An 18,856-nucleotide genomic window follows, 5' to 3' on the forward strand; every position below is an offset into this window, starting at 1 on the left:
AATTTGAAATTAGGAAACGAGCAAACGTCCAAAATAGACAACATTTATGGCTAAATATACCAGGATTTTATCGATAGATGGAGGCGGAATTAGAGGAATTATTCCCGCGCAAGTTTTAGTTAGCGTTGAGTTAAAGCTGCAACAAAAAAGTGGCAACCCAGATGCGAGAATAGCTGACTATTTTGATTTAATCGCCGGCACGAGTGCGGGAGGAATTTTAACTTGCATCTATTTGTGTCCCGATGCCGAAAATCCCAGCAGGCCTCGGTGGGCGGCCCAAGACGCTGTTAATTTTTCGATTAAGAGTGGCCGCGACGTTTTCCAGACTTCATTGTGGCAAAAAGTCAGATCTCTAGATGGTTTGAGAGATGAGAAATATCCCAGCGATCCCTTAGAAAAATTATTTTGGGAAAATTTTAGAGATTACAAACTCAGCGAACTGCTAAAACCTTGTTTAATTTCCAGTTACGACATCGAAAGGAGAAAAGCTCACTTTTTCGATCAAATAGATGCTAAAAAAGGTCCAGCAGAAGACTATTTTATTAGAGATATCGTCAGAGCCACATCGGCAGCTCCCTCTTATTTTGAGGTTTCTAAAATCTACTCGTTTAGCAATGAATGCTATGCTTTAATTGACGGGGGAGTATTCGCAAACAATCCGGCACTTTGTGCCTATGCAGAAGTTAGAAATAAATTCAGAATTCCTGACGATAGCCCCGAAAAAAGCCCGACAGCCAAAGATATGGTAATTTTATCCTTGGGAACTGGAGAAGCTCAGAAAAAGTTTCCCTACGAAAAAGTTAAAAATTGGGGTCAAGTTGAGTGGGTTGAGCCTTTAATTAATATCATGATGACGGGAGTTGCGGAAACTGTAAATTATCAACTCATCCAAATTTATGATGCGGTTGAAAGACCGAATCAATATTTGAGAATTACTCCCGATTTGAGCCATGAACAACCGCTGCAGATTGATGATGCCTCGGAAGAGAAAATATCAGACCTGCTGAGAATTGGCAAAGAGCAAGCTGACAAGAATAATGAACAGTTGGATAAGTTTATCGACTTATTACTTGCGGAGTAGTCCTAGGGTTTTAGATTTTAGATTTTAGATTGGGAAATGAGTGATGATTACCACAGAATCAATCACTGCCAATCAAAAATCTAAAAAGGTAGAGTAAACCAACCGCAGGGCAGGCAGACTGAAAATATATGTTGACAAATCGTGCAATAATTGCTGTAGGATTGCCGAAAATCTCTATGTGGCAGTGCCTCGCCCTGTTTGCAATTAATCGCGAGCCCTCCGTCATTGGTTAAAAAAGACCAAGAAAAGTACGATCGACATTTAGATGAAACCTTCAATAACAGGTGGTTTCAGCGTTTTTTTGTGACGTTGTTCCTGGGTGGCCAAGTTCTGCTACGCATACTCCAAGGCAAAATTGACAGCCGCAAAATCATGGAACATTTAGTCACAGTAGGCCTCGATTCTTTCCGATCCGTGCTACTAATAGCCTTTTTTGGGGGCATGATTTTTACATTTCAATCAGCCAGAGAATTGGTACGCTTTGGGGCGGTTGGGGCTATGGGAGGTGCGTTTGCTGTGGCATTTTGTGGCGAATTAGCACCACTTTTAACGGCGGGCGTGGTGGCGGGACAAGTAGGTTCGGCCTTTGCGGCGGAGATAGGAGAAATGCAGGTGACGGAACAAATAGACGCCCTGTATATGTTAAGAACAAATCCGGTTGATTATTTAGTAGTGCCGAGGGTGATAGCTTGCTGCATCATGCTGCCGATTTTAACAATTTTTTCGGTAGCGGTGGGGATTTTGGGCGGGCTGTTTGTGGCGGTTAATTTTTATAATTTGGAACCGTCGGTATTTTTGGAATCGGTGCGGACTTTTTTGGGGCCTGGGGATTTAGTAACTGTGGTGATTAAAAGTTTTATTTTTGGGTTGATAATTGCCCTTGTCGGTTGCGGTTGGGGATTGACGACGATGGGCGGAGGAAAAGGAGTAGGCCAAGCTGCAACGGCGGCGGTGGTAACTTCTTGGGTGTTGATTTTTGTCGCGGATTTGTTTTTATCGCTGTTGATGTTTCACGAGTTCGGGATGCCGAGAAGTTGATAATCTTGGCGATAATAGCAGGAGTCAGGAGTCATTCGATTTGAGATTTTAGATTTGAGATTTTGGATTGACCCCAGGGATAAATGCGGGGGCTTGAGGATTTTAGATTTGAGATTTTGGATTGATTCCATGGATAAATCACGTGGCGGGTACCATCAAGAAATTCTTGGTCAAGATGCTTAAATATTAATGATTTGAACAATCATTAACGCCCTACCCCGCCAAGGCCATTGCTATAAAATCAACATGAAGATTTTTTAAACCACAGATGAAGGCAAATAAACGCTGATGCAATTTTATCAGCGTTCATCCGTGTTCATCCGCTGATATCTGCGGTTGAAAACTCTCAACTTCCGATGGGAGATTGGAGAAAGGAGGGCGATACACTCGAATTGCCTGAATAGGCACTTTCCCATCTGTTTCGGTAACGATTTCGAGGGTGTGTTTGGAGTTGCTCAAATTCTGAGCCAATGTTGTATAATACTCGCGGCTTGAATCTGTAATTTGTGGAGGGACGTATGAATCAACAAACATTGGTCGCACCTGCCAGGAAATTTCAAAGCCTTTAGGCGTCGGTTTTTTAGACTCTTCATAAGAATTTTTCAGCCACCAGTTTCTCGGCTCAATCACGACGCGGCCAGAGTTTGAGACAAACATTTCGTCGTTTGTACCGCTGCCGTCGTAACCTGTTTTAGAACCTACAACGTCAAATTTAAACTTGCTAGCGTCGCTGTTAATCTCAGTAATTATGGCTTTCCAATCTTCGACAATTAGCGGTTTTTGGCTGGATACTTGGATGATTGCCGGCCAAGAGACGCCAAGGCTAAGGCTAGGTCTGGTGATGGTGTAAAGTTCAGGAAATTCTGAGGGTTTTTTGCCGTCGATCGCAATTCTAGCAGAAATTGCCTTGCCGTTAAAGGTTTTATCGGCGATCGCATCTATTCTATTCCCTTCAAATTCTAAAACCAACTTGCCATCTTGCCACTTAACATCCCTGCCAACTGTATAGGTTTTCACTAAATCCTGCGGCGGTTGAGGAGAATTTGGCTTGTATCGCAGATGGGGTTTTATCAGAGCAGCTAGGAGAAAGTTTCCCCAATCGTTGAGGTGAATGCTGTCCCTCAATAGCTGTTTGGGCTGCAAGCGATTATCTTTCAAATACCTGCGCCAAGGTTCGCGAATTTCCGCGATTTCGCAGCCGTATTTATCGGCCAACTCCGGCAGCCATTGAGTAGAATGAGTGTTGTGCCATTCGTATCTGCTGACTGAATTTGGATCGTCGCTGTTGCCTGTCGGCATCCAGTCGATGTGGTCTGAATGCAAGAGTATTTCGCTAGCAGTGCGGCTGCGGACATTGGCAATTATGGCTTCGTAATCTTCACCGCCTCCGTAGACGTGAAAAATGAGCAAGTCTGGATAAAAAGGATACAAATCGTGTTCGCTGGGACGGATTAAAATCGGGGCGGAAAATCCTCCGATTGCTCTATTTTCCACAATCAAATCTGCATTGGGAAATCGCTGTCTCAAATCCTTTACTACATCTTTCCACCAATCTTGTTCTGTGATGGATTGACCGTAGAATAGGATACGCACTTGGCGGCGGTCTGTTGGAGTGCTAGCTGCAAGTAGCCCCATCGTCCTTTGAATCCTCGCTCCAAAAGTAGCACTATTTTCCATAGGAGCGGGTGGGGGGAATGGCGTATCGGCCGCTATTTTTTTGATGAGCGGAACTAACAGAAAGCTCAGACACAAAAAAATCAGCCACAAGTAGCGATAAATTTTTTTGGATTTTCTGCTATTTCCTTGTTTTGCCATTGTTTTATTTTTCCCTGTCCGTTTCACTTCGCTTAAGGTGGCTGTGGGATGAATGCTACGCGTCTATCAGTAGCTGTAACCTGCTTATGGGCGAACCTCACGAGTAGCTGTAGTGTAGGCTGTATGGAAATATATTACCAAATTGAGCGCGACAAAAAGTGATATAATGCCTGCTAATTAATTGCACTCCGATCGATCGCACGTCAAATGGATTACAAAACAGCCCGCAGTTTTCTGATCGACCAAGGAACCGCCCTGGAAACCAAGAAAAATCCCGACGCCTTCCTGATGCGTCTCAAACAAGGTCAACCGCCCGTACCCGGACAGGTGACATCGATTTTATTAGCTTTAAAAATATTGTTTGAAGGGCTGCAAGAATCTCCAATGCTCGATCGACAATTAATCTCGGCACTGCATTTACTGTCAGTAGAAGGTTTGCAGCAATTTGAAGCTGGACTCCGCAGAGGAGTTTCTTGGCCGCCGCTGCTGAAGGAAGACTTAAATCGAATTGCGATCGCAGTCAAGAATATATTTTCCGGCGTCTGGCAATAATTACCTCAGCAACCACCGATCCCCATACCCACCGCCAGCAAACTCAATTTTTTTTAGACATTTTTTTCTACAATTTTTTGTAAAAATTTATGTTAATCTTGCTACATTTACCCTCGAATTGTGGCATTTTAATATAAGAATCAGTTCTCACAAACACTTGGAGAGACTACCATGAACGCCGAAGAAAAAGCTAGACAACTAATTGCACGCGAAAGGCAGCATAGCGAACACTTGCACGACTCTATGCTCAACCGTTCTTCCCACGAGCTAGAAACACATGGCGAGGGAATTGCTGAAGAAAAAGCCAGAGAATTAATGGCTCAAGAAAGGCAGCACAACGAACACCTGCACGACTCTATGTTAAGCCGTTCCTCCCAAGAGGTAGAGGCATCGATCGCACCCGATGACACTGACAAATAAATTTTGTTAACACAAGACGTACGGACACATACCAATAAACCTGGTTTTTATACCATTTTTCATACCATAACAAAGGGCTGTAAAAATGTTTTTGTATAAACAACCAGGTTTCTGAGTCTTGCAATAGTTCAGCACAGCAAAACTCTACTCAAATCGAGGAGGATTTTAGGTGCAATCAAAACAGCCCTTGCTCGGTTGGCAGCCGCTATCACAAGCATCCACGCGCAATATATAGCAATAGAAAATGCCAGGTTCTACTCCTCGCGAAAGCTTTCGAGGGATGCCAAAAGAGCTGGCAGTCCCGCTAGCGCAGCCGACACCAGAGCCTCATCTTTGTAAACTCGCGATCGCAGAATACGGGTACTTTTAGACGCAGAGGTGAAAGAGCCTCGCCGTTGGGAATTTTCGGTTTCCAGCCCCCCTAAATTTCTTGTTTCTCGCGTCACGCACAACATAGCAGTATCCTCGCAGTATCGTCAATTAATCCCTAAATATGCGCCCGTAAAATTTCTCACGGCTTGCTGTATGTTTCTATTATTACTCAGATAGGTAACAGAGATGAAACCATGAAATAATTATTCACGATAGCTAGGGATCAACTTAAACTGCTTCACGGCTTTTATTAATTTGTTACACGGCTGGTTTGTTTAAGCCGATCGCCCGCGACGACACAGACACCAGCAATCAAAATCACCGATTTTACAGGAGGAACGCGGATCAATGATGCTAACTCTTAGTACAGCAACAGTGATAGCTCAAATCAGACCGACTGTCGAAAGCTTGCGCGACGGAGACTACCGCTACCGAGACTCCTTTGCGATCGATCGACCTTTTCGAGAAATCCAATTTCGCAAACAAGACAGATACATCACCGGCAGCGATTCCGACAAACGCACGGGCAAAAGTTACTGCTTCCGGGGCATCCCCCAGCACAACAACATTATTAACATCACCGTAGCGATCGAAATTTCCCCAAAAACAGCACAGGAAACCGAGTGGAAATTAGCACCGGGAAACCCCATTAATTTCGACAGGCTTTATCCCCTGCAAGCAGGGCCGGGATTAGACTTGTACAAATGTTTGACCGCATTTTTACCAAAATTGAAGGATTAGTTATATCAATTCCGGTTACACCGGAATGACTGTTGACTGTTGACTGTTGACTGTTGACTGTTGAAGGAGGTGTCGAAAAACTGAATATTTGAGTGTTAACTGTTGACTCTATTTTATGATCCCGATGCAACCGAAAACGATATTATTCGTTACTTGTTAGTGGTTATTTCTTAATCGCTTTGGCTTGTTAATAACCAATAACATTCGTTAACAGTCAACAGTCAACAGTCAACAGTCAACAGCCAACATTTAACTCCCTAAGAACCAGCATTTTCCAATTCTTCCCGCAGCATTTCCCGGTAGACTTTCGGCAAACGAGAACTCATAGAATTGTTCTCAATTCCATATCCCAAACTCGTCCAAGTTCCCGAAAGCATCCGCAATACATCAGTTAATCTTTCCTGGCGCAACATCTCAGGAATATCAGCTTTCCAAAACTTGCGATCGCTCAACCAAGCATAAACCACAGCATCCTGATCTTCTGGTTCAAAACTGTAATCTTCCCAGAATAAAAAATTAGCACGACGTGCCTGATAGCGCTTAGCCTTCTCCTTCCAAGTCGTAGTCAGAAATTGATACCTGCCCGCTGCCGTAGTACACTTGCCTCGATTCGGGCCATTAACAATCTTCACGCACCAGTCAGGATGGCGGCTCAAATCTAATATATATTTGCCACCGTAAACCACGTGATAAGGCCGAGAAACATTCGACTCGCTAGCAGAAATAGTTCGCATCAGGGCTCGAATGTAAGGATCTCCGGTTTTTATAGCCAGCGGCGGAAATTTTCCCACCCCGCTTACCGACTGCGATAACTGCTGATTTCCCCGCAAACTGTCAACCAAAAAAACACCGCCGCCAATCACAGCGCCGATTAAAAGTATAAATCCGAGGATTTGAATCTCCGATCGCCTCAGCAAACCTATTTTTCGACGGCCAAATTTCTCAGCTTCTAGCAAAGTCATTTCCATTTCCGAAATTTCGACCCATTTTCGCGCCGCCCGCATCCGGCGCACCCGAAAATCGTATTGATATAGCGGCGCGGCTACCAGCGTTAGACTCGATAAAACCCCCGCCAATTTGCTCAACCAGAAATCTAATTCACCCGCTACGGCAACATTGGTCAGAGTAGATATTCCTGTTAGCAACTGGGCCGGATCGATCGATCGCGCTGGCCAATAAAAAATCGCAAGTTGCACCAACAGCGACAGATTAAAGGCAAAAAAAATCACTACAACAGCATTCAAGCCTTCTCGCAAGTGCGATCGAATACCCGTATGCCGGCGCTTGAACTTGCGCGCCACGCGAAAGCGCCCCGGCAGCATAATTAGTAAGGGATTTAAGATTTTGACGGCGAACAAATGAAACACAAAAAACAAAGGCAACTGAATCAGCCAAGCCGCCAGCAGTAGAGTCAGAAAGCCGATATAGTCGCTGACAAAAGGAATGCCCCGGCGAAGGACAAAACTAAAACTCTGAGCGAGAGCAAATGCCCTTAACCACGAAATCGGATAGGGGAACCAAGCTGGCCACTTGAGAGTTTTCATGCTGAGAGAGGGAAATTTTAACGGCGAATCGTAAAACTATTAAGATTTTGCCAGATTTGGCGATCGGAAAATTGTTGTAGGGTGCGTCAGCCCCAATCTTTGACCCAACTCACATCTTGCACCATTCTCGATAAGCCTTTTTTGGGCGGGCAGGATGCCCAACCCCTACTCCCCACAAGAAAATGCACTTTTTGTGGAACAGGCCGGAAAGCCTGTTCTTGACAATGGTGCAACATCTCAGATCCAAATCAAAGTGTTTTTGGTCTGACGCACCGAACCCAAGCGAGGCTAATTCAATCAAATCACACTGGCAAACAACTCCTCAAAACTCTTTTGCGGAGCCTCCGACTTCGCCACAATTTCCACAACCTTGTTGCGAGAAGTGGGCTGAAACAGCGCCTCCACGCACACTTGGGCTACCTTGGTGCGGGGAATGCTGCTCTCAAACATTTTGTCGGCACCAGTCATGACGATCGCATCTGAATTATCCTCATTTTTGAGACCGCCCGGACGGACGATCGTATAAGTTAGGCCGCTTTTTTGCAAATATTCCTCGGCTTGCTTCTTCCAAACGAGAATCAGCCAGAACAAATTTAGCGGGTGAAAAAACTGAGAGACGCACAGAGAAGTCACCAGCACAAAATGCTCAATGCCCTTAGCCTTAGCTGCATCCACCAAATTTTTAGTACCTTCAAAATCCACCTTGTAAGGCGCTGTCGGGTCAAAACCAGGGGCCGCCCCTGTCGCACACAGCAATACCGTACTATCGCCGATAGCATCGCCCAGGGAAGTCGCATTTAATACATCACCAGTAACTAACTCAGCCTCCGGTGGTAAAATTTGTCTAGCTGTGTCTAGATTTCGGACTAAGGCGCGCACGGGAATACCTCGCTTGACCAATTCTGCGACGATGCGGCGACCAGTCTGACCTGTGGCTCCTGCTACAAATGCTTTCATAAGTCGAGTTATGCTGAATTAGGGTAAGTTTTGTTACTATCAATTTCTCAATTGTAGGGAGGAAACTTCCTTAACACATCCCCAACCGGATCGATTGGCGTGTATAACAGGAGAGCATACAATGAAGCAGGATTCCGCTGAATATCAAACTGTTGAAGCTTCTGACGAAAATTACTACCCAGATGGGAGTTTCCAACAGCCCAAAAGTGGAAGCGCGGATGCAGGAGAGGAAGTTGAGCCGATTTGGTTTCACACGCATTTTGAAGACAGCATGGAGATGTATGCCGATGCGGAGACGGTGGCGCAGCATTTGAACAACCACAAGACTTGGTTTTGCCAGTGCGCTTCGCCGATGAAGGCCGAGCCGCTCGGAGAAAACGGCTATGATTTATTAATCGGGCGTTTTGGGGCTTTCGGCTACCGTGTGGAAGCGAGAATTGGTTTAGAGTTGCTGCCGCCGGATGCTGAAGGCTGCTATTTGATTAAGACTATTCCGGTTCCGGATTATACCTCGCCTGGGTATGAAGTGGATTTTCGATCGGCAATGAAGCTAGTGGAGATACCGTCTCAGGAATTTGCCGCCGATTGGCCGAGCTCGGAACGTGCTAAGCTGCCGCCTGCGATTACCATTACTACGTGGAAGCTGGATTTGGCTGTGGGAGTTTGCTTTCCTAAGTTTATTCGATCAATGTCTCAACCTTTAATAGAAAAAACCGGCGATGCGCTTTTGGAAAAAATCATCAAACAAGTTAACCGGCGCTTGACTTATAAAACTCAGGTTGTTTTTCACGAAAGTTTGGGCATTCCTTTTCCGAAAAATCCTAAGAAACATTAACGAGACTTACGCTCTAAGCTGTACTGCATTTAAATTGTATGTTAAGTGCGGGATCTCCTGCCCAACCCCTACTCCCCACAAGAGTAAAGATTTATTTTACTCTGCAATTTAAATGCGGATTAGCTTAACTCACATTTGTAGGGTCTGCACTGCACACACTACTCATAAGTTAGACTTCTGCGTGAACTTTCACTCGCACAATTGTAGATTAAATTATTGGGAATAACTGATTGTGTATGGGTTGGGATCACGAGTCTACAGTTGCTTTTTTGAAACTGATATCACTGTCTCCGGGTGCTTAGGGGGCGCCTTATGCCTATGTTTTTGAATCCAATACTTGCTTGAGCAGTTAATCCCTATCATCAAGTTATTGCTAATAAAATTTAAGGGTAAGGTCATGATTGCATTTGACATATAGCAATCCTTGCAGGAGTCGTATTTTTTTTACCCACTCCAACCCTCCCCGAACCCGCTGGGAGTCCGTAAGAAACTCACAAATGATTTACAATTGCTATATGCTGATTTCTTATCACCGGAATTAGTTTTTATTATGGGTCAATTTAGCACAGGGTTAGACACAATAGTTTCAAGTCAGATGCCATCAAGTTCGAGAGCATTGTTATTAAAAGATTCTGCTTCTGTCATAATGCTTTCCCTCCTTATTTCCTCATGATTAAGCAATGTAGCCGACGCAGTTCAAAGCGGGTTCCGATCGCCCTCCGAAACCAGCAAGTGTCTCAGATCACAAGGCAGATCGATCGCCCTCACTGCCCAAAAACCTAAAATTATGTCACCTTAAGTAAGGGGTTATAAAATAACTCTTGCCATATCCCTAGAAAGTTATGACAACGAAACTAAGAGCTACACACACAGAGACAATGGAGAGAGACTTGCACCAGTTGAGGGCAGACCAAGAACTGATTCTCAACCAAGTAGACAATGCGATCGCTCTGTTCGACTCGTCTGACTGCTTAGTTTTGTTTAACAAAAAATTGGCGGGAATCTGGGGACTGTCCCCAGAATGGCTGGAAACAAAGCCGAAGTGCCACTTGCTGTTTGCGGAAATTGTCGATCGGGGTTATTTGTCTGTTCAACAGTGGCAAGAGTTTCAGCAAGCACTCGAAAAATCTCAGCATGAAAGTTTATCATTTTATTTCGAGCAATCCAATGCGGTTTGTTTGGAGGTGTGCGCCACGATTACCAACAGCGGCGGACGGCTGTTTACCTTTAGAGACGTTACGGTATACCGAAACTCCCAAGCTAGCTTGAACGCAGAAGTCAGGCGGCTGAGCTTTCTTTTAGGTTTAACCGAACGCCTGCAAAAATCTGACAGTTTGCAAGAAATAGGTCAGTTTGCCCTCACCTATTTAGTAGAGGCAATGAATGCAGCTTTCGGAGATGTTAAGGTGATTAACGGCAAAGGAAACGATCGCCAAGCGTCGGCGATTTCCAACCAAGTTTCTAGTCAATTTTTGGCTACTTACGGGGAACCCGTAGTCGCAGGAATGCAAGAATTGCTCGACCAAGGCATTCCCTACGGCATCGGTTTGCTGTGGGAAGTGGTGAAAACTGGTAAACCTGTGTTTGTCGAGGATTATGCCCAACATCCCAATGCCGTGCCGGAATTTCGGCATCCGGGAATCGGACAACTCGGCATTTTTCCGATCGCAGCTACCAACGGCACGATCATCGGAGTGCTGACGCTGGAGTCCCGCAACATCAAAAAACTGCAAGCCGCCGTCCACCAAGAAGTGCTGGAGGCTGCTTGCCGGACTCTGGGGGCGGCGATCGAGCGGGCTCAGACACAAGAGAACCTGCGCCAAGTTAACGAAGAATTAGAGTATTCTTCTCAGTTGAAATCCGAGTTTTTAGCCTCAATGTCCCACGAACTGCGGACGCCTCTCAACAGCATTCTCGGCTTTTCTGACTTGCTGCTGCGGCAAACGGCCGGACAGTTGAGCGATCGACAAATCAACTATGTAGAACTGATCGAAAAAAGTGGCCAGCACTTGTTGCAGCTAATCAACGATATTCTCGATCTTTCTAAAATTGAAGCCGGGAAAGTAGAACTAAACTTACAGCCTGTTCGCGTTCAAGAACTTGCGACAGACTGTATGAAAATGATGCAGCCACGGGCAGACAAAAAGCGGATCAGTTTGTCTTTAGAACTCGACTACCGCATTACTAACGTTTTGCTCGACGAACGGCGAGTGCGACAAATTCTAATTAATTTACTTTCCAATGCCATCAAATTTACCCCTGAACAGGGACAAGTTAAACTCAGCGGGCGTCTGGTCTACGGCAGTGAAATAAACGGCGACTACCGGCCGGATTGTTCTCCTGTAAATGCCAGCACTCCTTATTTTTGTTTTGAGGTTAAAGACTCCGGCATCGGCATTCCTCAAGACCGCTGGCACTTGCTATTTCGACCTTTTCAACAGGTGGATTCTTCGCTGACTAGGCGGCACGAAGGTACAGGTTTGGGTTTGGCTTTGACTAAGCGTCTGGCAGAATTGCACGGGGGAACTGTTTCTTTTCAATCTGTTTGTGATCGGGGAAGTCTTTTCCGCGTTTGGCTGCCCTTGACGGAGATGCGTCAACAGTTGGGAAACTTTGCTTCTTGTGCTTTGGATACCAAGTTAGTTCCTGCTTCTGCGATTGCTTTACCAATTGCCAGGAAGCGGATTTTGGTTGTCGAAGACCAGCCTTTTAACCAAATGTTAATTTCTGAGGTGATGGAATTGGAGGGGTACGGGGTAGAGATACTCGCGGATGGGAAGGCGATGGCCGATCGTATTCTCGCCGCCTCAGCAGCCCCGGAGTTGCTGCCGGATCTAATTTTGATGGACATTCAGTTGCCGGATGTTGACGGCTTTGAGTTGATGCGCCGAGTGAAAGCAGATCCTGTCTGGGATTCGGTACCGATGATTGCGGTGACGGCGATGGCGATGCCCGGTGACAGTGAGCGATGTTTGGAAGCTGGCGCTTCTGCTTATTTGAGTAAGCCACTGGATTTGAATTTGACGATCGCTACAGTCCGTTCTTTTCTTGGCTAACAATAATTATTTGCAGTTCCAGCACTGCCCTTTATGATAATTGATAACAAGAAAGGTTAAACTCAATAGTAGATAAATATCTATATGACTTGCCCGCACTTGCCTCCGAAATCCGGTTCCTACCAAAAATATCGAGTTTAGTAAGGAGAAATATAGGAATCAACCAGTTTTCGAGCTTCCCCACGCGCAACTCCCGAGCTAAATTCAATATATTATATCATATTCCATGTCAAACAAGTCGCCCTGCATCATGTTGGTTGATGACGAGCCAGCTAATCTGATTTTACTGGAAGAGTTATTGCTCATGAAAGGATACGCTACAGTATCAGCGCTATCTGGCGCTGAAGCCCTCTCCCTTGCCCGCGCATCTCGACCCGATTTAATTTTATTAGATATTATGATGCCGGAGATGAACGGTTTTGATGTGTGCGAGAGCCTGCGTAAGGATACGGCATTGCAAACTGTACCGGTGATTTTTTTAACTGCCCTCGATGACGATATGTCTCGCATCAAAGGGTTAGAAATGATGGCCGATGATTATTTGACAAAACCTTTTAACAGTCGTTTGTTGCTGGCAAAAGTTGAAAATATTTTGCAGTTGAGTCAAATGCGATCGCAAGCTGTATCTTCCCAATTCCACCAGCAGGTAAAAGAGCAAAGCAAACGCCAAATCGCCGCAGCTTGGGAAGCCAACGAATATCTTTCAGAAAAATTTCAGCTATTTGTGCCAGAGCAACTTCTCGGACGAATTGCGCCGCAAGGAATAGAATCTATTCAGTTGGGCAATGTTACAGAAGAAGAGCTGACTGTTTTATTTTGCGACATTCGCGGGTTTACTACGATCGCCGAATCTCAACAAGCTCGCGAGACTTTTGAATGGTTGAACGCTTTTTTTACTAAAATGAACGAGTGCATAACGTCTCACGGCGGGTTTATTGACAAATACCTAGGCGATGCAATCATGGCAGTATTTGACAAGCCTCATTCTCACGCCATGAATGCGATCGAAGCCGCAGTAGCAATGCAAGAAACTTTGCAAGAATTTAATGCCAGTCGCCATAAATACAATTTAGAATCTCCCGTCAATATTGGTACGGGAATTAACACAGGTATCGGCATGATCGGCACTTTGGGTTCCGATCGCCGCATGGACTCTACAGTCATCGGTGATGTGGTAAATACAGCTTCTCGGTTAGAAAATTTAACTAAAATATACGGTTGCCAAATTATTGTTAGCGAAAATGCGATCGTTCGTGCGAGAGAATTTCTAAATGGCATAAGTTCCAACTCCTACTCAAAAGAAAGTCTATTATTAAAGTGCGACTTAGAAGTGGAAACACAGGAGAGTATTATTTCTACTTCTGGGGCGACTGCTGCTGACAGCCATTTGCCCAGCAACAATTATTATTATCGCTGGATCGATCGAGTAACCCCGCGCGGCAAGCAGCAAGCTATTGAAATCTACGAAATCTGGGCAGCCTCCTGTCCCGACTCGGAGGCAAAGCAGCTTACCCAGGGTTTATTTGACAAAGGAATTCAAGGATGGCAATCCGAAAGATTTGTCGCAGCCTTGGGATATTTTCAGCAACTAATCGAACAAAACCCTGCTGATACAGTCGTCCGTTTTTATATAAATCGCTGCCAGGAAAAACTAGGTTTACTACCTGCAAATAGCACTTCATAAAGATTTAACTTTTAGAGCGGGCTACAAGGGGAGCATCTCAATGAAAGCAGCTAAGCTAGAAATTGGAGTTAGGAGTCATATCAAATCCGTTAGCATCGGAATAGTAAATTCAAGTTCGCTGTTCACTGTTGACGGTTGACTGTTCACTATCCACTGTCAACCGTCAACCGTCAACATCATGTATGAGTGTAACCGGAAATGATATCAGGAGGAAAGAGGAAGAAGGAAGAAAGAAGGAGCCAGAAGAAGTGTTTTTACAAATATGAGATGCTCCCAGCTACAAGCCCACCCTACAATAGTTTAGACTTATTGCAAAAGTCCCCCACTATCCTGCGTTGCGTCTATGGTTTCCCTATCAATGAAGGATTTATGCAATAAGTCTACTGTAATTGGAGTTCGCATCAAACAGTCGTCAAAACTTGCTCTCTCAACTTCCCGATCAACTCATTCACCCCCCCCGCATTCAAACGGTAACTCAGAGGATGACCGATCAAATAAGCGGAACTTTCAAACAAAACATCAATTTCCACCAAACCATTTTCCCGCAAAGTTTTGCCAGTCGAAACCAAATCCACAATTGCCTCCGACATACCCGTAATCGGCCCCAATTCCACAGAACCGTAAAGCGGCACAATTTCCACCGGCAAATTCAAATTGTGGAAATATTCCCTGGCACAGTGTACGAACTTAGAAGCAACTCTACCGTGAGGAGGCAAATCCACAGTTCGTCGATAAGAACTAGATTCCTTCACCGCCACCGACAGCCGACATTTGCCAAACTTTAAATCAATTAAATTAGCAACTTTCGGCTTTTTTTCCCGCAAAACATCATAGCCAGCAATCCCCAAATCCGCTTGACCGTATTCCACATAAACCGGCACGTCGTGCGTCCTTACTAGCAAAGCTTTGGCAGTGCCTGTCGGGTCATATATTTGAAGTTGTCGGTTAGATGAATCGAGAAAAGCACTGAAGTCTAATCCAACCGATTTAAACAGCCGAATGCTATCTCCTAACAATCCGCCTTTGGGAAGTGCAACAGTAATCATGTCAATTTTTAGAGGGTAAATTTCTTAATTTTGGAAGGGGGAGAGCGCGGCCTAAGCATAAACAGCTTTTACCAAACTCAGAATAACACATAGAGTTCCTAGGGAAAAATAAATTTCGGGTATTGCTCTATCCTTTGTTTGGGTATATATTATATTTAGTAAGTTTTTATTTCGTCACGTTTTTCAATGGCGGTCGGTATGGAAAACAATCAAGAATTTGACGGGAATTTTCACAGTGTAGACCCCGATTCCCTGAAAAAGATTACAGTAGATGAAATCCTCTCAGGCGGTGGTGTAGAGAGGGACGAAATGGACTATACAGTAGCTGTACCTAGCGCTAACCACGCCAGAATCCCCAGGGACAGAGGCTTCTCATCTCATATGAAATCCAGCGTGTTCGATCGCGCCCCCCGATCGCAGTTTGCAGAAAAACGCGGAACGCTGGGAGGCTGTTAATGTAAAATGCTTGCAGAGACTGGTGCAGACAACGAGCCGATCGCCTGATCGCCATTGTGTGTCACGCTTTTGTATATTCAACTCTAAAACTTAAAATTGCACGGGCGATCGGAAATAGCTAACAGCTACATTATGACCAAATTGACTCTGGTAATCGGCAACAAAAATTATTCCTCTTGGTCGCTGCGCGCTTGGCTGGCGATGAAACAAGCTGGACTGGAATTTGCCGAGGTGAGAATCCCCTTAGACTGGCCGACAACGCATGAGGAAATTCGGCGCTATTCTCCTTCGGGAAAAGTGCCAGTTTTAATCGACGGCGATCTGAAAGTGTGGGAATCTTTAGCAATTTGCGAATACGTTGCAGAACGCTTTGCACATGATTTGTGGCCCACAGATGTAGCCCAACGGGCGATCGCCCGTTCCATCTGCGCCGAAATGCACGCGGGCTTCTCAAATTTGCGCGAAAATATGCCAATGGACTGCCGCAACCGCTATCCGGGAGAAGGGATGACTCCCGGTGTAGAAGCAGAGATCGATCGCATCTTTTCCATTTGGCGCGAATGCCGTCAAAATTTTGGAACAGGTGGCAATATGCTGTTCGGAAAATTCACAGTAGTTGACGCTATGTTTGCCCCAGTTGTGATGCGTTTTATCACCTACGGAGTCAAATTAGATTCAGTAGCAAAAGCTTATGCGGATGCAATTTTGGCCTTGCCTGCTATCCAGGAATGGGTAGCAGCAGCTTGCAGCGAAACGGAAAGTATTCCACACATTAAAATCTAGGAAAAATCAGTTTACTTAACCTAAAATCTCAAATCTCAAATTTGAAATCAGGATGCGGATTCTTTTAGTTGATGATGAAGTTGAGTTAACTGACCCTTTGAGTCGAGTCTTAAGCCGCGAAGGTTATACAGTTGATGTGGCATTTGACGGAGCAAGTGGCAGCAATTTAGCAATGCAGGGCAATTACGATTTGCTAATTTTGGATTGGATGCTGCCGAGACAAACCGGACTGACAATTTGCCAGAAGTTGCGATCGCAAGGACGGAATACGCCAGTGCTATTTCTCACCGCCAAAGATACCGTAGACGATCGCGTACAAGGACTCGACGCCGGTGCAGACGACTATTTAGTCAAACCTTTTGAACTGCGAGAACTGCTAGCCAGAGTCCGCGCCTTGCTGCGGCGGCCTCCTACTTTTGATGCCGAGGTTGCTGTCGGGCGGCTGCAAGTTGCAGATTTACAGCTAGACTACGACAATCAATTAGCTTATCGGGGCGATCGTACAATTGACTTATCAGAAAAAGAATGTCAGTTATTAGAATACTTAATGCGCCATACCGGTCAATTGCTAACACACGAACTAATCCACCAGTATTTGTGGAGTGAAGCAGAAAAACCCAGCAGCAATGTATTAGCCGCTCAAATTCGCCTGCTGCGCCGCAAAATAGAAGCCCCTGGGGAATCTGTCCTAATTCACACAGTCTACGGCAGAGGCTATCGCTTTGGAGAAGCCAATTAAAAATCATATAAATTGTACAAAAATCCTTCTTCCCTCTTCCCTCTTCCTGACATCCATTACATCCGTTACATCCGTCGAGCAAATCCGTTGCCGAACTTCCCTCTTCTTTCTTCCTGACCTCCGTTACATCCGTTACATCCGTTACATCCGTTACATCCGTCGAGCGAACCCGTTGCCGAACTTCCTTCTTCCTGCCTATTATCGGGAAAGTATGCACCCTACACCAGCCTTTACGTATCTTGACAAACCAAAGTAATTACTGTCACCTCCGGCGGACAAAATAGCCTTCCCGGCGCATAAGTCCCCAAACCGCGATTCACGTACAGCAAATTACTCCCAACCTGATGCAAACCGCTAGCCCATTCCCAGTGAGTAACTACTCGATCCCAAGCCGACACAAAAGGAATGAACTTTCGGATTTGTTTAGGAATAAAATAGCCAATTTTTCTGACCCAAGCGTACAAAGGGCCGATACCAGGAATAACAATTTGACCACCGTGAGTGTGCCCAGAAAACTGCAAATCAATCCGCCAATTTTGCAGCTTTTCAGCAGTATCAGGATTGTGAGACAAAACAATCCGAGGAATCGCGGGATTTATGGATGTCATTACAGGTTTAGGCGCAAAATCGCCCGACCAAAAATCTGCTAACCCAACTAAAGCCAATTCAGAGCCCAAAGGATAGATTGCTTCGTTGTACAAAACCCGAATTCCGACGCTATTTAAAGCCTTAGTAACCTCTCTTTTTGCCTCCGGCCAATAGTGGTCATGATTGCCCAAAACCGCGTAAATTCCCACCCGACTTTGCAAGTTTTTCAATCGCTGCACTAAGCCGTAAATAGGTGCGGGGTCATAGCTAATAAAGTCACCAGTTAAAAAAATCAGGTCTGGTTCGGCTTCATTGGTTGCTGCAATCGCCTCTTCTAGCAACCATTCCGACAGTCGCACCCCGTCATAGTGAAAGTCTGTAAGCTGTACAATTTTAGTACCGGATAGATTTGCTGGAAGATTGGCGATGGGTATTGTTAAATACTCTACTCGCAGTTTTCCAGTTAATAACCTGTGCATAAATCTAAGGTTTATTGGTTACAGAGCGCCACCTCTAGCTTAGCAAATAAACAGACAACACTGCAAAACTAGATATTCTTCCCTTTTCTTTATATCCTCTGACTAATGACTACAGTGCGGGACGCAAAAAGTGGAATTTCCTCAAGAGAATTCAAACAGAAATGCCCAATTTTTAGTTAGGCTTTATTGCAAAACTGTTTCGGTATTACGCTCCCAACTAATACAGCCTTTTTATTATAAAATTATGACTTTCGTAACAAGCTGTTTCAAACGCGATCAATTCTCTTCAGACTGGCATTCCCCGCCCCGCATCTATATTCTTTTAGCAATTGTCAAAGCTGAGATTGGTGCCGATCCCCATCGCATCGGCTTACCATACGGGGATTGATCCTACCAAACACTATCTAATTACTAATGATTTATTACTGAGTAGGTGGAAATAAACATGGCGTGGGGGAAGCCGACTTTTGCATTAATAATAAACTGTGGCTAGTATATATTATTGCCTTACCCGCCCCTAATATCTTTTATTTTTTTGTCGCGTCTGCCTACTTGTTAACTAATAACTTCTGACGAAAGCCGCTTCTTCTCAATAGATCTCTTGCAAAATAATTTTATGATATAATGAAAAGTTTTGCTGAGATTTAATTGAATCCCAACTCCTAACTTA

The 18,856-nt window shown here is 44.9% G+C and carries 17 protein-coding genes; 11 read left to right on the forward strand and 6 right to left on the reverse strand.

The genetic code is table 11. The features are described from left to right. Positions 1-46 precede the first annotated feature (46 nt). Positions 47-1,081, forward strand: coding sequence for a patatin-like phospholipase family protein (locus QUA90_RS16300; protein ID WP_333323972.1), 1,035 nt, complete (start codon positions 47-49; stop codon positions 1,079-1,081). A gap of 225 nt (positions 1,082-1,306) precedes the next feature. Further along, positions 1,307-2,119 carry an MlaE family lipid ABC transporter permease subunit gene (locus tag QUA90_RS16305; RefSeq protein WP_333446527.1) on the forward strand — a complete coding sequence of 271 codons (813 nt, stop codon included), beginning with the start codon at positions 1,307-1,309 and terminating at the stop codon, positions 2,117-2,119. 306 nt (positions 2,120-2,425) lie between these two features. On the opposite strand, the gene QUA90_RS16310 is transcribed toward QUA90_RS16305, so the two are convergent. Continuing rightward, positions 2,426-3,934 (reverse strand): SGNH/GDSL hydrolase family protein, encoded by a 1,509-nt coding sequence (locus QUA90_RS16310; protein WP_333323974.1) that lies wholly within the window; start codon positions 3,932-3,934, stop codon positions 2,426-2,428. A gap of 207 nt (positions 3,935-4,141) precedes the next feature. Here QUA90_RS16310 and QUA90_RS16315 point away from each other — a divergent pair, with 207 nt between their 5' ends. Continuing rightward, entirely contained in the window at positions 4,142-4,486 is a 345-nt protein-coding gene (locus QUA90_RS16315) for a hypothetical protein (RefSeq protein ID WP_015174589.1), read from the forward strand. A gap of 171 nt (positions 4,487-4,657) precedes the next feature. Beyond that, entirely contained in the window at positions 4,658-4,906 is a 249-nt protein-coding gene (locus tag QUA90_RS16320) for a hypothetical protein (RefSeq protein ID WP_333213079.1), read from the forward strand. Between the two features lie 254 nt (positions 4,907-5,160). Here QUA90_RS16320 and QUA90_RS16325 read toward each other — a convergent pair whose 3' ends face one another. Beyond that, on the reverse strand, positions 5,161-5,361 hold the full coding sequence (locus QUA90_RS16325) for a hypothetical protein (RefSeq protein WP_333446529.1): 201 nt from the start codon (positions 5,359-5,361) through the stop codon (positions 5,161-5,163). 265 nt (positions 5,362-5,626) lie between these two features. On the opposite strand from QUA90_RS16325, the gene QUA90_RS16330 reads away from it, so the two are divergent. Further along, positions 5,627-6,019 (forward strand): hypothetical protein, encoded by a 393-nt coding sequence (locus QUA90_RS16330; protein ID WP_333446531.1) that lies wholly within the window; start codon positions 5,627-5,629, stop codon positions 6,017-6,019. 257 nt (positions 6,020-6,276) lie between these two features. Here QUA90_RS16330 and QUA90_RS16335 read toward each other — a convergent pair whose 3' ends face one another. Beyond that, positions 6,277-7,563: a glycoside hydrolase family protein gene (locus tag QUA90_RS16335; protein WP_333446533.1), complete on the reverse strand. Its 1,287-nt coding sequence runs from the start codon at positions 7,561-7,563 to the stop codon at positions 6,277-6,279. A gap of 297 nt (positions 7,564-7,860) precedes the next feature. Further along, the gene (locus QUA90_RS16340; protein WP_333053110.1) at positions 7,861-8,520 is read right to left on the reverse strand and encodes an NAD(P)H-binding protein; all 660 of its coding nucleotides are present in this window, start codon (positions 8,518-8,520) and stop codon (positions 7,861-7,863) included. Between the two features lie 121 nt (positions 8,521-8,641). Here QUA90_RS16340 and QUA90_RS16345 point away from each other — a divergent pair, with 121 nt between their 5' ends. From QUA90_RS16345 to QUA90_RS16355, 3 genes are all read left to right on the forward strand, one after another. After that, positions 8,642-9,355: a DUF1997 domain-containing protein gene (locus QUA90_RS16345; protein ID WP_333446535.1), complete on the forward strand. Its 714-nt coding sequence runs from the start codon at positions 8,642-8,644 to the stop codon at positions 9,353-9,355. Positions 9,356-10,197: 842 nt separating this feature from the next. Then, a complete protein-coding gene (locus QUA90_RS16350; RefSeq protein ID WP_333323984.1) occupies positions 10,198-12,411 on the forward strand; it encodes an ATP-binding protein in 2,214 nt (737 codons plus the stop codon). Positions 12,412-12,637: 226 nt separating this feature from the next. After that, positions 12,638-14,095, forward strand: coding sequence for a response regulator (locus QUA90_RS16355; RefSeq protein WP_333323986.1), 1,458 nt, complete (start codon positions 12,638-12,640; stop codon positions 14,093-14,095). A 401-nt stretch (positions 14,096-14,496) separates the two neighbouring features. Here the strand turns inward: QUA90_RS16355 and hisG are convergent, their stop codons facing one another. Further along, positions 14,497-15,141 (reverse strand): ATP phosphoribosyltransferase, encoded by a 645-nt coding sequence (gene hisG, locus QUA90_RS16360; protein ID WP_333076539.1) that lies wholly within the window; start codon positions 15,139-15,141, stop codon positions 14,497-14,499. Positions 15,142-15,339: 198 nt separating this feature from the next. Here hisG and QUA90_RS16365 point away from each other — a divergent pair, with 198 nt between their 5' ends. From QUA90_RS16365 to rppA, 3 genes are all read left to right on the forward strand, one after another. Then, on the forward strand, positions 15,340-15,597 hold the full coding sequence (locus QUA90_RS16365) for a hypothetical protein (RefSeq protein ID WP_333323991.1): 258 nt from the start codon (positions 15,340-15,342) through the stop codon (positions 15,595-15,597). A gap of 132 nt (positions 15,598-15,729) precedes the next feature. After that, complete coding sequence (locus QUA90_RS16370) at positions 15,730-16,380, forward strand: glutathione S-transferase family protein (RefSeq protein WP_333446537.1); 651 nt, start codon at positions 15,730-15,732, stop codon at positions 16,378-16,380. Positions 16,381-16,432: 52 nt separating this feature from the next. Beyond that, complete coding sequence (rppA, locus tag QUA90_RS16375; protein WP_333446539.1) at positions 16,433-17,119, forward strand: two-component system response regulator RppA; 687 nt, start codon at positions 16,433-16,435, stop codon at positions 17,117-17,119. 230 nt (positions 17,120-17,349) lie between these two features. On the opposite strand, the gene QUA90_RS16380 is transcribed toward rppA, so the two are convergent. Further along, positions 17,350-18,186 carry a metallophosphoesterase gene (locus tag QUA90_RS16380; RefSeq protein ID WP_333446541.1) on the reverse strand — a complete coding sequence of 279 codons (837 nt, stop codon included), beginning with the start codon at positions 18,184-18,186 and terminating at the stop codon, positions 17,350-17,352. Positions 18,187-18,856 lie beyond the last annotated feature (670 nt).

It is taken from the genome of Microcoleus sp. D3_18_C4, from assembly GCF_036702355.1.
In the GTDB taxonomy this organism is placed as follows: Bacteria; Cyanobacteriota; Cyanobacteriia; order Cyanobacteriales; family Microcoleaceae; genus Microcoleus.

Excerpts from the sequence above, each read along its gene's own strand:
- QUA90_RS16340 (WP_333053110.1), bottom strand. The coding sequence starts at position 8,520 with ATGAAAGCATTTGTAGCAGGAGCCACAGGTCAGACTGGTCGCCGCATC.
- hisG (WP_333076539.1), bottom strand. The coding sequence starts at position 15,141 with ATGATTACTGTTGCACTTCCCAAAGGCGGATTGTTAGGAGATAGCATT.
- QUA90_RS16310 (WP_333323974.1), bottom strand. The coding sequence starts at position 3,934 with ATGGCAAAACAAGGAAATAGCAGAAAATCCAAAAAAATTTATCGCTAC.
- QUA90_RS16335 (WP_333446533.1), bottom strand. The coding sequence starts at position 7,563 with ATGAAAACTCTCAAGTGGCCAGCTTGGTTCCCCTATCCGATTTCGTGG.
- QUA90_RS16345 (WP_333446535.1), top strand. The coding sequence starts at position 8,642 with ATGAAGCAGGATTCCGCTGAATATCAAACTGTTGAAGCTTCTGACGAA.
- QUA90_RS16330 (WP_333446531.1), top strand. The coding sequence starts at position 5,627 with ATGATGCTAACTCTTAGTACAGCAACAGTGATAGCTCAAATCAGACCG.
- QUA90_RS16355 (WP_333323986.1), top strand. The coding sequence starts at position 12,638 with ATGTCAAACAAGTCGCCCTGCATCATGTTGGTTGATGACGAGCCAGCT.
- QUA90_RS16320 (WP_333213079.1), top strand. The coding sequence starts at position 4,658 with ATGAACGCCGAAGAAAAAGCTAGACAACTAATTGCACGCGAAAGGCAG.
- QUA90_RS16300 (WP_333323972.1), top strand. The coding sequence starts at position 47 with ATGGCTAAATATACCAGGATTTTATCGATAGATGGAGGCGGAATTAGA.
- QUA90_RS16350 (WP_333323984.1), top strand. The coding sequence starts at position 10,198 with ATGACAACGAAACTAAGAGCTACACACACAGAGACAATGGAGAGAGAC.
- QUA90_RS16315 (WP_015174589.1), top strand. The coding sequence starts at position 4,142 with ATGGATTACAAAACAGCCCGCAGTTTTCTGATCGACCAAGGAACCGCC.
- rppA (WP_333446539.1), top strand. The coding sequence starts at position 16,433 with ATGCGGATTCTTTTAGTTGATGATGAAGTTGAGTTAACTGACCCTTTG.
- QUA90_RS16365 (WP_333323991.1), top strand. The coding sequence starts at position 15,340 with ATGGAAAACAATCAAGAATTTGACGGGAATTTTCACAGTGTAGACCCC.
- QUA90_RS16370 (WP_333446537.1), top strand. The coding sequence starts at position 15,730 with ATGACCAAATTGACTCTGGTAATCGGCAACAAAAATTATTCCTCTTGG.
- QUA90_RS16380 (WP_333446541.1), bottom strand. The coding sequence starts at position 18,186 with ATGCACAGGTTATTAACTGGAAAACTGCGAGTAGAGTATTTAACAATA.
- QUA90_RS16325 (WP_333446529.1), bottom strand. The coding sequence starts at position 5,361 with ATGTTGTGCGTGACGCGAGAAACAAGAAATTTAGGGGGGCTGGAAACC.